At 44.8% G+C, this 15,599-nt stretch carries 10 protein-coding genes; 3 read left to right on the top strand and 7 right to left on the bottom strand.

The features are described from left to right. Positions 1 to 112: 112 nt before the first annotated feature. Complete coding sequence (locus MHM99_RS13445) at positions 113 to 1,183, bottom strand: SMP-30/gluconolactonase/LRE family protein (RefSeq protein ID WP_239219721.1); 1,071 nt, start codon at positions 1,181 to 1,183, stop codon at positions 113 to 115. 205 nt (positions 1,184 to 1,388) lie between these two features. On the opposite strand from MHM99_RS13445, the gene MHM99_RS13440 reads away from it, so the two are divergent. Then, on the top strand, positions 1,389 to 1,967 hold the full coding sequence (locus tag MHM99_RS13440; protein WP_239219719.1) for a demethoxyubiquinone hydroxylase family protein: 579 nt from the start codon (positions 1,389 to 1,391) through the stop codon (positions 1,965 to 1,967). A 312-nt stretch (positions 1,968 to 2,279) separates the two neighbouring features. Here the strand turns inward: MHM99_RS13440 and MHM99_RS13435 are convergent, their stop codons facing one another. The 5 genes from MHM99_RS13435 to ahpC all read right to left on the bottom strand — a co-directional run bounded on the left by MHM99_RS13435 (position 2,280) and on the right by ahpC (position 9,085). Next, positions 2,280 to 3,764 (bottom strand): PepSY-associated TM helix domain-containing protein, encoded by a 1,485-nt coding sequence (locus tag MHM99_RS13435; RefSeq protein WP_239219708.1) that lies wholly within the window; start codon positions 3,762 to 3,764, stop codon positions 2,280 to 2,282. Positions 3,765 to 3,774: 10 nt separating this feature from the next. Further along, entirely contained in the window at positions 3,775 to 4,311 is a 537-nt protein-coding gene (locus tag MHM99_RS13430) for a hypothetical protein (RefSeq protein ID WP_239219706.1), read from the bottom strand. Between the two features lie 9 nt (positions 4,312 to 4,320). Then, a complete protein-coding gene (locus MHM99_RS13425; protein WP_239219704.1) occupies positions 4,321 to 6,483 on the bottom strand; it encodes a TonB-dependent siderophore receptor in 2,163 nt (720 codons plus the stop codon). 267 nt (positions 6,484 to 6,750) lie between these two features. Next, positions 6,751 to 8,340: an alkyl hydroperoxide reductase subunit F gene (gene ahpF / locus MHM99_RS13420; RefSeq protein WP_014976359.1), complete on the bottom strand. Its 1,590-nt coding sequence runs from the start codon at positions 8,338 to 8,340 to the stop codon at positions 6,751 to 6,753. 181 nt (positions 8,341 to 8,521) lie between these two features. Beyond that, positions 8,522 to 9,085, bottom strand: a complete 564-nt coding sequence (ahpC, locus tag MHM99_RS13415; RefSeq protein WP_014949268.1) for an alkyl hydroperoxide reductase subunit C — start codon at positions 9,083 to 9,085, stop codon at positions 8,522 to 8,524. 293 nt (positions 9,086 to 9,378) lie between these two features. On the opposite strand from ahpC, the gene MHM99_RS13410 reads away from it, so the two are divergent. Next, positions 9,379 to 10,842 carry a DUF2252 family protein gene (locus tag MHM99_RS13410; protein WP_239219702.1) on the top strand — a complete coding sequence of 488 codons (1,464 nt, stop codon included), beginning with the start codon at positions 9,379 to 9,381 and terminating at the stop codon, positions 10,840 to 10,842. 329 nt (positions 10,843 to 11,171) lie between these two features. Then, positions 11,172 to 13,757: an ExeM/NucH family extracellular endonuclease gene (locus tag MHM99_RS13405; protein WP_239219700.1), complete on the top strand. Its 2,586-nt coding sequence runs from the start codon at positions 11,172 to 11,174 to the stop codon at positions 13,755 to 13,757. A 119-nt stretch (positions 13,758 to 13,876) separates the two neighbouring features. On the opposite strand, the gene MHM99_RS13400 is transcribed toward MHM99_RS13405, so the two are convergent. Further along, on the bottom strand, positions 13,877 to 15,562 hold the full coding sequence (locus tag MHM99_RS13400) for a response regulator (RefSeq protein WP_168463533.1): 1,686 nt from the start codon (positions 15,560 to 15,562) through the stop codon (positions 13,877 to 13,879). Positions 15,563 to 15,599 lie beyond the last annotated feature (37 nt).

Below are 15,599 nucleotides of genomic sequence, written 5' to 3'. Positions count from 1 at the left end.
AGAAAACGTGTTGCAGAGTTGATGAGTAAGTTTCATTCGTGACGCGTATCGCTCTATCGCGGTAGAAAAGAAGACTACTTATTCTGCCGTAACAATATGCTTATTATCGTCTCTAGTTTAACTGCAACACACCTACTGCTCGTGCAGTTAAGCTACTCACATATACACCTTCATCTGTCTGTATTGCGCCTGTAACAAAGGGAAATGCACCACTAGGGTCTTGATAACTTTGTAAAACCTCTCCGCTTTCGCTTATTTTAACAAGGTGCCCGTATGCTTGACCTCGTGGGCGCATGAACTGTGGCAGACGCTGTACAATTTTACGAATGAAAGGCTTGTCAGATAGAGCGTCAACGGGAGCGGAGCGAGGCGAAGCAAGACCCAGAAAGTACGCGCCGCTATTTGCCTGACTGATGTTGTCTGGGAATCCCGGCAAATTATCAATCACGACCTCCACTTGACCCTGTTTTGGCCCAACTAGCCAATAGCGCAACACGCGATATTTACCGGTTTCGTTGACCAACACTGAATTTTGATCATGGCTTATTGCGACACCATTCGCAAAAACCAAACCATCCATCAGTACATTACTCGTTCTACGTACTGGGTCGTACTCTATAAGCCTGCCATTGCCTCTATGTTCCAAAATTTCTAGCAGGCTCGCTTGCAGCGTTCCCCCATACTCTTTGGCAGAGAACTTGGTAGTTGCGTCAGTGAAGTAAATATTGCCGTTGTCGGCAATATCCACATCGTCCGCATATACAACGTTAGTGTTTTCTACTTGGTTAACCAATACCGTTAGCTCACCTTCAGGGTCTGCAATTAGCAATCCGCGATGAGCATCGGCGATTAATAAGTTGCCGTTGGTATCAAACTCGATACCGAGCGGACGTCCACCAGTGTTAATCCACGGAGTAAATGCTACCTCACCTTTTTTCTTGAGTAATACCGCGCCAGAATGAGTGGCGGTTGCAATAGTTCCCGCAGCGTTTATCGCAAAATCCTCCGGCCCTTTATCTGCGCCTAATTCAATAAGCGAAAGATCTGCCAGACGGTTGTTTTCCGCAAACTCCCCCGAAAATCCGCTACTGCTCGGTGCTTGCCAGCCTATTGGCGCAATGGGAACTGGCCACCATAGTAAATACCCTAAAACCAGAATGACAACGCCACCGAATACCTTCATTTATGCTCTCCTACAAGCAACGCATGTTGTGTATCTATCAACCATAGCAAGCAACCCTCCGATACTCTGCTTTCGTTTATAAATAGAACACTATCATCCAGAGCTTTCTAAATAGCGCATATTTGAATATGCATTACAAATTCGTTAGGTAGCATCCATTCCCCCCTTCAGATCGTTTGTTTATAAAATGCTACAGAGGTACGTCATGCCATTTTATGCAAAAACACTCGGAGATAATCACGCTAAGCAAGTAGACAAAGAACTACGTGCGAGCCACGCGGGAGAGACGGGAGCCGTTTGGATATACCGTGGTGCTCTATTCGCCGAATGTGTTTTAAAACTGGTTAATCTTTCTGGCACAAAAAGCGAGGCACAACCCTTCATACATGAGCACCTTAAAACGGAAAGACGACACCTCGCCGTCTTTGAAAACGAAATGCCGCTTTTTAGGGGAAGTTTTATTTTACCTGTATGGATAGCTTCTGGGTTTATCACCGGTTTTATTCCAAGACTTTGCGGTATTAATTGCTTTTACTACACCATTTACCGAGTAGAGCAGTTCGTAGATTCGCATTACGAAGAACAATGCAAGCGCATTTCTGCGTTAGCCATCCCCCCTTCAAACGTTATAAATCGGTTTAGACAATGCCAAGCAGATGAACAACATCACAGAGATGAAGCGCTGCTCCTAATGACGAAAAGGCCGTCGTTATTAATGAAATTATGGGGCGCAGCCGTTGAAAAAGGCTCTTCTATTGCCGTTGCAATCGCAAAAGTGATTTAAGTTTTCGAGCTTATGCGCAGTGACCTGTGATAAAAAATAGGCATCAGAGAATTTATTAATTGAAAAAAAGAGACGCTTCTAGAGTGGGAAAAAAGGACAGAGTTCGGCTACCAAAACCCTGTGACAACTGCGGTATCAATGCCGACACACAGTTTCGTATTCGATGTGGTGATGAAGACACGTGGCGTATAGTATGCAAAGCTTGTCAAGAACGAGCAAAGGCCAGCAATGGCTATATGTATGGCGGTACGTGGAAAAGAAAGAAGCGTAACTAAGGGGCTTCCTGTGAGCCCCTAGTAGTTACGATAAGATTTACGCATTCACTCTTTTTTCTTGCGCTGATTGAGGTGCGCTGTTTCTCGCGTCGGCTTCAATCTGTGTTTCTGCATTTTTAGCTCGCTTAATCAGCGTATTAGCACGATAAACACTCCACACCACGTACACCACCATAGGTATATTAAGCTGAAGTGACGCAACCGATAGCGTCGCGCTTTGGTGCACAGCCGCATAGGCTATGAGTAACACCATTACGCTTAGGCCTGATATAAGCAACCATATCGGCTTTGTGAGTGATTTAACTCCCACTGTAATACCGGTATTAAGTAGCATAAGGCACCAAAAAACGGCGATGAGCGAGCCTGTAAAAAACATATCTGCTACAGCAGTTAATGCAAGTGCACTCACACTACCCCACACCGTGCTGTACCAAAGCCTACTTGCTAACGGCGGATGCGCCTTCTTAGACAGCCAAATCTCCATACCCGACACGCAAAGCATGGTCAACATTACACCAAGAACAAAGTACAGCCATTTGCTGGTAAGGCCGGCGAAGTCACCGAAGTGCAAACGGTACATCGCCCATACCAACTGCTTACCCCATTCACCGAATTCATAGCCGGCTACACCGATAAAGTTACCCGCCGTATCGAATCGATAGCCTTCTGCGTAGATCATTCTATTGGGTGCCTTGGCATATATTTCGATGAACTGCTCTGGTTCACCGACTTCGTGTACCGTTAAAAATATTGGCGACTTTTCTGGCGCTAGCGTTTCCATTTGTGCAAACGCCCTACCAATAGCCGGTTTACCTTCCTGTGGCGCTAATACAGGGTCTGGCGTAAAGATTTTCTGGATAACCGCGTCGCGATCGCCTTCGTAATTTAGTGAGGCAACAACCACCAAAATGATCCCTGCCATACCAAAATATGCGCCTGTTATACCTATAACTAAATGAAAAGGCGCTGCCCATAGTCCAAAACGGTTGTGCAAATCAATTTGTGCTTGCTGACCGTTGCCACCCCGTCGAAGTTTAAAAGCATCTTTTGCTATTCGTTTGTGAGCAATAATTCCAGTGACGACAAGGGTACAGATGATAGCGCCCAAAGCGCTGACCAAAATCATTCCCCAACTTTGTGGCAAATTGAGATACAAGTGCAAGTTCACGAGCATTTCGGTAAAAGACACGCTTTCTTGCTCTAATAAGTTACCTTCACTGTCGGCAAAGTAAGCAGCATGATCGTTTTCTACCACCAACCGAGGGATATCTGATGTAGGGAAAACCACATAAAGATGGTGAGACTCCTGCGTATTCTGAGCCAAAAAGGTGTCCATCGCCTTTTCAACAACATCAGGAGAAACATTCTTCATTTCTTCAATATGCGGCTGTTCCCACCTTTCAAACTCTAAGTGAAAAACCGCAACGGTCCCAGATAAGCACACCAAAAAGAGAAGTACACTTAGAAAAACGCCTATCCAAGTATGTGCATTTAATGCATTTTGTTTTGTTATTTTATCCATCGATATTCACCTACATGGGGAAGAAAATAAGTATTGGTAGGCAAAGCGCAGCCAAAACTGCGTAAGCAACAACAACTTTAATTTTGTGGGCGGTGGCAAGGTAGTGATAAACAATAAGACCCCACAAAATTGGCAACAGCACGATACCTGTAGCCAACTTCCCTGCTATTGAGAATGGGAGTAGCGCACATAGTCCTAGCGTCAATAACACGCTCACAACCAATAAAACAACCAGCACCACGATGTAGTTTGCGATGTTCCCTAGAACTGTACGTCGCGAGAAATCAAAGCTCCTCGGCTGAGGTACATTTTTTGGCTGAGGCAAATGCGTTTGGTTAAACGCAATAAAAGGCCACACTAAAATGGAAGGGATACACAGCGCATACAGCACGCCAAACTCCCACCCCTGAGCATAAGACCAGCACACTGCTGCAACCAGCCATACGACAAGACCCAAATAAAGATACGTTGACGCTTGAGCGCGCCAACTTTTATAAATAACCCCTAAGGCTGCGAGTGTTAAACCACCCGCTGCAACTGAAAGCATGATAAATCCTTAAAACGAATAGGTTAGCGACGCGTTCACTGTTCTGCGTACACCAGGGAAACAGTCACCTCTGAATAAGCAAGACGTGAGATATTTTTTATCGGTCACATTTCTTACATTCAGCTGCAAATTCAAATTATCTGCTAGCTCGTACGACACCATCAGGTCACCAAGGGTGTAGCTAGGCGTGTCGTATCTGATGACACCATTCTCAGAAACTGATTCTCCCACGTAGCGAATACCAGCTCCTACCGTCAGCGCTTCAAGCTCAAGTGGAGAATAATTTACCCACAACGACGCATTGCTGTCTGGCTGTGCTGACAACGAAAAACCGTTAGGCTCTTCTGCATCCAAGACCGACGCCGAAAACTGCGCTGTTATCTGGCCAAAGTCTACGCGCCCTTCTAGCTCAATCCCTTCAATGGTCGTTACGCCTTGCTGTTGCGCCGCTTCGTCTGGTAATCCGTTAGGATTAGGAAGGTTTGAAACTTCAATATCGTAATACGCCAGCGTGATAAAACCAGGAACTGACGAGAGTTCATACTTAATCCCTGCCTCGTATTGACGGCCTTCTTCTGGCTTAAGCTGGTTGTTATTATTATCTAGTCCCACTACCGTCTCGAACGACTCAGCGTAACTAAGGTAGGGAGAAATGCCGTTGTCAAAACGATACAAAATTCCAGCTGAGTATGATGTTTGTGTGTCATCCTGCTCAGTTACGCCTGTATCATTATCAACGCGGTCGTGACGTAGGCCTAGCGTTATCCGCCAGTTTTCATAGGAAATTTGATCAGACAGGTATAACCCCGTGTCCGTGACTGTCTGTTCAGGCGAATCGTTGTAGATTGCGTCGAAAATGTCTTGCTCTGGTGCGCCTGTGTACTCAGGGTTGGCCAAGTCCAGAATGTACCTAAAACCACCTTGTAATACCCCACCACCAGCATAATAAGCAGAGTTGGCGTCAGTCTTAACATGTTGATATTGTACACCTGCTAATAATTCGTGTTCGAAAGCGCCTGTTATAAAGCCCTTGTTTACACGAATATCAAAAGCGTGTTGATTAAACGTATTGTCTGCTTGATAAAACGTTCTCGGCACAAAGGTATCGGTAGGCGCGACCGGTGCCCCTACAAAAGCGTTTAGATAGCGAGTACCGCCCGTAAAAGTGGGCCACGCTTGGTGGTAGTCTGCCTCACCATCTCGCCATAAGGCAGTAAATGAAAGTGACGTTGTATCGTTAATCAAGTGCTCGCCAAGCAAGGTAACTTGGTTCGACTTAGTATCAAATTTATTAAACCCTGGTTCACCTGCGTAAACATCTTGGTCGGGTAAATAAGTGCCGTCAGCCAAAGGCAATAATGTGCCTTCCACAGGGATAAACTGCGCCGCTGTATCGCTATCAGTATCTTGGAATAACCCGATAAGCGTTAGCGTTGTATCGTCAGAAGGCATGAAGGAAAGTGACGGCATGAATACTTGGGTGTCATCGCTAACATAATCAACCTGAGAGTCAGCATTACGATATATACCAACAAAACGCCCCATCCACTTATCATCTTCAGACAGGCTGCCGTTTACATCCACCCCAACTTGCGCGCGGTCGAAGTTTCCGTAGGACAACACCACTTCGCTTCCTTTACCTAACGTCGGCGTTTTTGACACATAGTTCATTATCCCACCGGGAGAGCCCTGACCGTAAAGTACAGAGGCAGGCCCCTTAAGCAACTCAACCTGTTCCATTGTATAAATTTCAGCTCGCGTAGAATTATAGCTGCCAAACAACTCTTGAATTGAGTCGCGATAGCGCGGAATACTTAATCCTCTGGAAGAGATTGAATCGACACGGGTGGCGTATCCGTATGACTCCCCCGTCACACCCGCCATATAGGTGGCAGACTGAGAAAGATTTAACACACCTTTTTGCTTTAAATCTAATGCGGTTTCAATGGAAATTGTACGGGCGAGCTCAACAATCGGTGTATTTGTTTTTGTTGCGCCAAACGGAGAACGCATGCCCACTACTTCAATCTTTTCTACTGCATTCGCTTCTGCTTTTTCCGCTGTTGCTTCTCGATTATCTATAGCTGAGCCAGCACCACTTTCATCTTCCTGAGCATGTGCGTGAGACACTAAGATAGCCGCTACCGCCAAGCTGAGTAATTTCTTATTCATGTTGAGTGTTTTCTGTTATTAATTTTTAAGATCCATCAATTCGCCTATTACAAGAATGAATTGAACTGAAGGCTTCATTAGTACTTTCGTCTAATTTAGCAAAAATTTACACAAATGATAACCAGTATCATTCACATTAACATCAATAAGTAACAGAAAACGCGTTAGCCGAGGTTGTTAAGTAACATAAAGATACGCGCATACAAAAAAGCCGAACTAACAGCGTTAGCTCGGCTTTAACTCTCATGAGAAGTGAAAGGCTAATGATTATGCCGCTTCACTTTCCTGTTCAGACTCAACCACTTCATGGCTCAATAAGTATTCAAATGCAGCAAGCGATGCTTTCGCGCCCTCACCCATCGAAATAACAATTTGCTTATACGGTACTGTTGTTACGTCACCGGCTGCAAATATACCCGGCTCAGATGTATGACACTTAGTATCAACAATAATTTCGCCATACTGCGTCATGTCTACCGTGCCCTTCATAAACTGACTGTTTGGTACTAGTCCAATTTGAACAAATACACCTGCAAGTTCACGAGTGTGCACTTCGTTAGTTGAGCGATCTTGGTATTCAATTGCGTTCACTTTGCCATTTTCAGCAGTAATTTGGCGCGTTGCCGCGTTCTTGATAATGGTAATATTATCGCGCTTTTGAGCTTGATCGATAAGTACCTTATCCGCTTTTAGTTCTGGCATAAATTCAAATACCGTCACCGATTTTACAATGCCTGCAAGATCAAGTGCCGCTTCAATACCTGAGTTACCACCGCCAATGACCGCTACGTCTTTACCTTTGAAGAAAGGGCCGTCGCAGTGTGGGCAGTACGCAACACCATTACCGATGTTCTCTTTTTCGCCCGGAACACCAAGTTCTCTCCAGCGGGCGCCTGTCGCAACAATGACCGTACGAGTGCGGATCTGTTCGCCAGAAGAAAGCGTAATGGTTTTAATATTGCCTTTCTCAATGCTATCAACGCGTACGTGCTCTTTGAGCGTAATGTCGTAATCGCGTACGTGCTCCATCAAATTACCAACAAGCTCAGGGCCCGTTGTTTTAGGTACAGAGATAAGGTTCTCGATACCCATGGTATCTTTAACTTGGCCGCCAAAAGTTTCAGCAACAATGGCAACTTTAAGGCCTTTACGGGCACTGTAAATTGCCGAAGCAACACCTGCTGGGCCACCACCGATAACCGTTACGTCTTGAAGTGGTAACGCATCGCCTTTGTTTGCTTCTTTAAGGCTAGGGTCGCGTTCAATTAACTTGTTGATAAGCACAGAGGCATCAACTTTACCATTCGCGAATAGCTCGCCATTAAGGTATACGCTAGGAACACCTTGGATGTCGCGCTCTTGAATTAGATTTTGATATAACCCGCCGTCGATCATTTCGGTCTTGATGTTAGGATTAATCAATGCGAATTGATTAAGTGCCTGTACGACTTCAGGGCAGTTGTGACAGCTTAAGCTAATGAACACTTCAAAATTAAGTGGTTCATTCACCGCTTTCACCATCGACTTAACGCTATCGTCTAGCTTAAGTTCAGTACCCGCTGCGTGCAGCATGGCAAGTACAAGCGAGTTAAACTCGTGACCGCCAGGGATACCAGAAAAACGAATTCCCGTATCTTCGCCGTCAGCTTCCAATAAAAAGCTGATTGCACTGCGCAACTCACCATTAGTGTCACGCTCTTCTACGTTTAATTTTTCGCTTACTGAAGCAATGTCGGACAGAAACGTCACAAGCTCTTCACGCTTGCTATGTTCACCGGTCTGTACGACAAAGGTTACGTTTTTTTGCATTGACTCTGCATATGATTTCAATGCCTGTAAAATTTCTTTAGTTAACACGGTTATTCTGCCTTATTTTCGACACGCCAATCCCCGCCAACCTTTTGAAGGGTCAACAACATAAGCGGAAATTGGAAATTAATATCAGGGAGTGGAGACCCACTCCCTACAAATTATTTGCTTAATACTGTGCAATGCACAAAGCGCTGAGCTTTCAAATATTAAGCGCTAAGCGTGCTGCTTAGATTTTGCCTACTAGGTCAAGTGAAGGTGCTAGTGTTGCTTCGCCTTCTTTCCACTTAGCTGGGCAAACTTCACCTGGGTTGTTTGCAACGTACTGAGCGGCTTTAACTTTACGTACTAGGTCATCTGCGTCACGGCCGATACCTTCAGAAGTGATTTCCATCGCTTGGATGATGCCTTCTGGGTCAACAACAAATGTAGCGCGGTCAGCAAGACCCATAGTTTCACGCATACAATCGAAGTTACGAGTGATTTCGCCTGTTGGGTCGCCAATCATTGCAAATTTGATCTTGTTGATCGTGTCAGAAGAATCGTGCCATGCTTTGTGAGTGAAGTGAGTGTCAGTAGATACTGAAAATACTTCTACGCCACGTGACTGAAGTTCTTCGTACTTGTCAGCGATGTCGCCAAGCTCAGTTGGACAAACAAATGTGAAGTCAGCTGGGTAAAATACGAAAACTGCCCATTTACCTTTGATGTCTTCGCTGCTTACGTCTACGAATTCGCCGTCTTTAAATGCAGTTGCTTTGAAAGGTTTGATAGCAGTATTGATCAATGCCATGTTTAATTCTCCATTTGGTTTAAATTATTTTCGCACGTTAAACACATACGAATACAAACTTTACGTTTATTGTGTCGACATGGTTTTGCAGTTTTGTGAAGATATTCACGTAACGCGAAATTCATGTCTCTCGAAACTGGTGATAAGGATAGCGCGCACAATCACAAAAAACTAATTGGTAAAAATGAATCGCTTAATCAGGTTATTGAATTGAACGATGAAAATTGAGCCAAAATAGATTGATTGTTTCGCAATACGGTTTCACCGGCTAAACTCTGCTGAATGAGAAAGCTATGACCCATTCCCGACTACAGCGCATCTCCCACGAAATAATGCTAATCGATGGACACGCGCCATCTCGCACTTTGGCAAAGCATGCAAAAATGGAGGTCAGCCCCTTTGTTTTCTACAGAGGCAGTGCGCAGCTGTTTTACGCTGATATAAAAGCTGGCCTTATCAATTTTCCTAAAGAATGCGAGACAGTTCCCCTCACCAGCGTGATGGGAGACTGTCATACTTCCAATTTTGGCTTTCTCACAGAAGAAGGGTCTCACGGAGATACAGTGATCTTCTCACCCAACGACTTTGATGATGCGTGTGTCGGCAGAGCACATTGGGATGTGCTTCGTTATCTCACTTCATTGCACCTTGCCCAGATACATTGCCTAGGCACCGTTGATGGAAAGTATGCGTGCGATAACATCGACATCACTAAACCTGTTGTCAGCCACCAGCAGGTTATTAATGCGCAATACGCATTTATTGAGCGTTATGTAGAAACCTGTAGCCAAGTAGTAGAAAACGCCATGGTGATTAACGAAGCCGTAGACTACTGCCCAGATGCCGTGCCAAGCAAGCTGACCAAACTATATAAAAAAGCCAAAGCCCGCAGCGCAGGAGGAGAAGACTTCACGGTTAAAAGTGCGCTGGCTAAAGCCGTTCATTTTGATGGCAAGACCTTGGGGTTTAAGGCCAACAGTGAGAAATTTTCTACCCTAAGCCCACAAGAATACGCCACGCTACTAGAAGCTTTTGCTCCCTACATGGACGATGCGGTAGTCGATATAGTGAAACGCCTGGACGCGGGTACCGGGTCGGTAAATATGGCGCGCTACTACTTTTTAGTAGGACCAGCAAAACCACATAATTCAGCAAGCTTTGCGCATTGTCATATTGTCGAGGTTAAGCAACAACGTGTTGCGGCGCCTATTTATTACTTTCCAGATTTTAACCCGGTTAATCGCCTAAATGCGGCACACCTTACAGCTCGATGCCAACGAAGAATGCAAAGAAAACCCGACTTAGTGCTTGATGAAATTAAGTTTGAAAATGCGCATTACCTGGTTCGCTCCCGACATCACGCTAAAGTGGGAATCAGGAATGGCTGTTCCCTTTCAAATTCCCAGAATGAAGCTAGGAAGCTTGCCAGACCTTCCCGAAGGGCGAGTTTAAAATGTCCGTACTCTTTGTTGTGTTACCTTGATGTAGAGCCACTATACCTGCGGCAACACGCCGCGATTACGAACATTTTAAATCTCGCTGCGTGGGTGATTATCTGTGCGGATTGGTATCTTGCCGAATTGTGCGGGTATAGCCTTGCGCTAGCTCACTGCCGAGGCGATAGAAGAAGTACACGATTCGCGTCGTCAGCATCAACATCTTTTTCTCAAGTAAAAAGCCTGCTTGTAAAAATAGCAAATCTTTATACAGAACAAGTAGTTGATGATCATGCGCTGTTCACTCGTGCGCTGAAATAAAGATATCAATAAAAAGCGTATTTTTTACCCGACGAACTGTTGTCATAGACGTGTCGTTGGCATTACTTAACACCTATATTAGCTTTTGGTTAAGAGTTAAAGGTATGAGTAAACTTACCTATAGATGATAAGAACTTGATATTTAAGTAATATTTTAAAAACAGCTTGAATAAGGTTAAGTCATTCCTATCCATTACAAATGCCCTTAGTGTAGTTCAAGCAATAAGAAAATTGCGCTTCACATATCACTCTGTTTTTTCTATTTCGGCAAAAGCAGAAGCAGTATTTATGTGAATTAAAAATAATGAAAACTACAAAGGGAAAATGACGTGAAAACATCATTAACTTTACTATCTGCAGGAATCATTTCTGCACTTTCTTCAACCGCCATCCAAGCTAACGATTTAGTCATTAGTGGTGTTATCGATGGACCGTTAAGCGGTGGTGTTCCAAAAGCAGTTGAACTTTTCGTAGTCAATGACATAGCAGATTTATCTACCTATGCCCTTGGAACTGCAAACAACGGCGGCGGTACTGATGGCGAAGAGTTTACGTTTCCAGCTGGTGCGTCTGCAAGCGCTGGTACTTATATCTACGTAGCATCAGAAATTGATGGATTTACTGCGTTTTTCGGTTCTGCACCAGACTACGATACTTCATCAATGGGTATTAATGGTGACGACGCTATTGAGCTTTTTAAAGATGGCAGCGTTATTGACACGTTTGGCGATATCAACACCGACGGTAGTGGCACCGCGTGGGAGTACCTAGACGGTTGGGCATACCGTACGTCAGGTCAAACAGCAAATGGCGGCAGTTTCGAAGCATCTAACTGGACTTACAGTGGTGTTGACGCGCTTGATGGCTCGACCACTAACACTGACGCTGCAACGCCGTTTCCAGCGGGTACATTTACCACTGAAGGTGGCGGTGACGTTGTAGAAGTTCCAGAAGAGCCTGCTGTTGAGCTAGGTATTTGCGGTGCAGACGCGACACTTATTAGTGCTATACAGGGCAGTGAAAGCAGCTCTGCTGAAGTTGGCAATAACGTTATAATTGAAGCTATTGTAACTGGCACACGTGCTGGCGGCTTCTTTGTCCAAGAAGAAGCGTCTGATTACGACGCTGACGACGCCACGTCTGAAGGCTTATTTGTAGAAGGTTCTGTCGACGTTGAAACAGGTAACCTGGTTCGCTTTTACGGTGAAGTAGAAGAAAACTACGGTATGACCACACTTGCTATGGATAGTGATGTGGCTGCACTTGATTGTGGTACAGCGGATGCTGTAGCAGCGGTAGAACTTTCTATGCCGTACGAACTTGACCTTGAAACCGTTGAAGGTATGGTTGTTAGCGTGACTGATGCAACAGTGACGAGTACAAACAACCTGTGGCGTTTTGGTGAAATCGTTGTTAGCGATACAATTAAACGCCAACCAAGCGACGTAGCTGCGCCTCTGTCAGAAGCTTATACTGCGGCAGAAGAAGCGAGCGAGACAAGCCTTCTTACAATCGAAGATAACAGCAGCTCGCAGTACCCAGATGCACTTAATTACTTCCCTACTTTCAGCTACGCTAATGCCATTCGCATTGGTGATTCGGTTTCTGCTGCTGGCCCACTAAACTATAGTTTTGGCACTTACAGAATTAATCCAAGCGACGTTATCGAAGTAACGTCTTCTCGCGAAGCAAACCCAGTGGTTACAGAAGGCAACCTATCTATTGCTACGTTCAATGTGCTTAACTACTTTAATGGTGAAGTAGATGCAAATGGCGACGTAACTTTCGATTATGACGAAAACCGCGGCGCAGACGATGAAGTGGCGTTTGAATTGCAACAGGGTCGTATCGTTGAAGCTATCGTTAACCTTAACGCAGACGTTGTCGGTTTGATGGAAATCGAAAACGATGGTTTTGGTGAAGATAGCGCTATCCAATCTCTAGTTAATGCTATTAACGCCGAACTTGGTGAAACCGAGCAATACTCATTCATCGCAACCAGTGATGGCAGTGAAATTGGTACGGATGCGATTACTGTAGGCTTGTTATACAAAGCTACAGTAGTGACGCCAGAAAATGATGCCATGGTAGTTGCTATGCCAGAGCAACAAATTGATGAAGATAGCCTGGCACGCATGCGCCCAAGCCTTCTTCAATCGTTTGTACACACTGAAAGCAGCAAATCGTTCCTTGTTGCCGTGAATCACTTTAAATCAAAAGGTTCACAGTGTGCAGAAGATGTGGCAGAAGCGCCGTCTGAAATTACCACGATTCAGGGTAGCTGTAACGCACTTCGTGTATCGGCAGCTATCACATTAGGCAACGCGCTAAGTGATGAGAGCCTGCCAGAGCGCAAGGTTATCTTAGGCGACTTAAACGCTTATAGCGCTGAAGATCCAGTAGCTGTACTTACCGATTACACACCTGAGTCTCGTGGATACACTATTACGACTGCGGTCAATACAGGTATGGATGAAGGCTCGTCAGTGGACGTAGAGTCTAGCTTCGGCTATCACAACTTGGCTGAAGAGTTTGATGCAGAAGGCTTCTCATATTGGTTCTACGGAACTGAACAGGTGGGTAGTTTAGATCACGTACTAGCAAGTGAAGCTATGCTTGCAGACGCCATTGACGGTGCTCACTGGAACATCAACTCAGTTGAAGCTTACCAGTTGCAGTACGATCAAGCGCTTCGTTATTACCCAGATGAAGACGGTTACGCCTTTACTGATGTTGGTCCATTTAGAAGCTCAGATCACGACCCATTCATCGCAACCTTTGACCTACAAGCAGACGTAGTTGAAGAGGAAGAAGAAGAAAACAATGATAGCTCAGGTGGAGCAATGGGAGGAATTCTTGCCCTGCTAGCTGCAGCGATTGGCTTTCGTCGTCGTTCGACTACTGTTAAGAAGTAAAAAGTGAAAGAATGAAGTACACGCTTAACGGGTGTGCTTCATTCACGTAAAAAAAGCTGCCTCAATGGAGGCAGCTTTTTTGTTGGTACTCTTTTCAATAACAGTCTGTGTAGTAACCGTTATGCTTTAACGGCTACCACACCGACTAAGTCAGCAGCGTTACTGTCATCCACCTCAATGGCGATTCGGCTTATATACTGATCGCGCTTTTCAGCCTGGGTTGGCGACAAGTCACTACTTAAAAGAAGCTTCGCCGCTTTATGGGCCGCTTCCATCTGCTCGTCTGTTAAATTATCCCCTAAGTGGATTTGAGTAATAACTTTTAACAAGCTCAGTGCAACTTGTTTGTCTTTAGGGGACAGTGTTAGTGCCTGGCGTAAATTGTTGAAGGCTGGCGACAACCGATTCTCTTTGTAGTTAACCGCAGCCATTTGCTTAAGCTCTTTTGTGGTAAATTGAATTTCAGTACGTTCAATCGACTCTTGATTCAGGTATTCATTTACCACTTGAGAAGTAAACGTGTCCCCTTCAATTTGCTTTCTAAGCTTATCTAAAATACTCACACAGTGTTCACGCATTCCTAACTCGTGAAATGCTTTCATTTTATCGAGGCTATCTTCCATCGAGAGTCCGTCGGTAGATGCCGAACGATCCTTCATCAACTTTTCAGCCCCTTTTTTGTCGTCTCGCAAGCACAAGACACGCGCTTTTACGACGTCAATCTGCTCGCCAAGCTGAGACTGCATGCCCTTTTGTTGTTTCAATTCTTCCAGTTCAGATTCTGCGCGTTTCATATAGCGTTCGCCTTCCGTACTGCCAAGGCTTGTGGCTAAATCAATGGTTGAACGAATAACATTGAGCGTTAGATGAGGTGAGTCATGGATAGAATTTTTAGCAAACTTTGCCATATTTTGAACAGCTGAAAGTTGCCCTGCCTTATCGTGGTTCAATCGAGCAAGATCCCATAACCGTTTGTTACGCTCAATATTGCGAGGTGCTAGCTTACTCGCCTCTTTCATTTGTTCGTAGGCAATATCGAACTGCTCTTTCTCAATAAAATACTGAGCAAGCAAGTCAAAGGTTAAGAATCGCGTGTCGTGGCGCTGCAATAAGTCATCAACCAGTAGCTGGGCTTCTTCTAATTCATCTTGTCGAAGCAACGACCGGGTTAAACCAATGTGAACCCACGCATGATCCATGCTCTGCAATAAGCTTCTAAAGTAGTCTTCCGCAGTTTGATAATCGCGAAGCTGCAATAAGCAATCACCAATTAAGCGTTTAATTCTGGTGTGATACTCCGATAGCGAAGGATCTTTTAACTGGCGCTCTGCATAGTACATAGCGGTGGAATAGTCCCCCACCTGCATACAATGAAGCATTTTATGTAGCTTTAACCTTATTTGGATAAGATATTCCAAACGCAGCTCAATTTTGTTGCGCTGAAGAGGTTTGACCCAAAAGTCATCTGGTTGCAATTCAACAATACAATTAACCAATTCAGGCGATGTCTCTGCACTGAGAAAAATGACCGTGGTGGTGTCGTTGATGTGATTGAGGTGCTTTAATTCTTCAAAAAGGTGAAAGCCATCCTTGTCGTGACTGACGTTAAACGCCAGTAAAACAAAGTCGTATTGTCTTGCAGCACACAACCTTTTCGCGTGAAAGGCATTAAAAGCACTGCTTACGTTTTTTATTCCAATTTCATGCAAAGCTGATGACACTACATCATGTACAAGCCCCTGGTTATCGATAACCAGCACATGTAATTCTTCTCTTGGGGTTGGGGCAGGTATTTTTTCCAGCATTTACCAATCACTTCTAACGTCTTTTCCCTAAGCGTCG

The organism is Alteromonas sp. MmMcT2-2 (genome assembly GCF_022348305.1).
Lineage (GTDB): Bacteria > Pseudomonadota > Gammaproteobacteria > Enterobacterales > Alteromonadaceae > Alteromonas > Alteromonas macleodii.
This window is presented reverse-complemented; position numbering and strand designations above follow the sequence as displayed.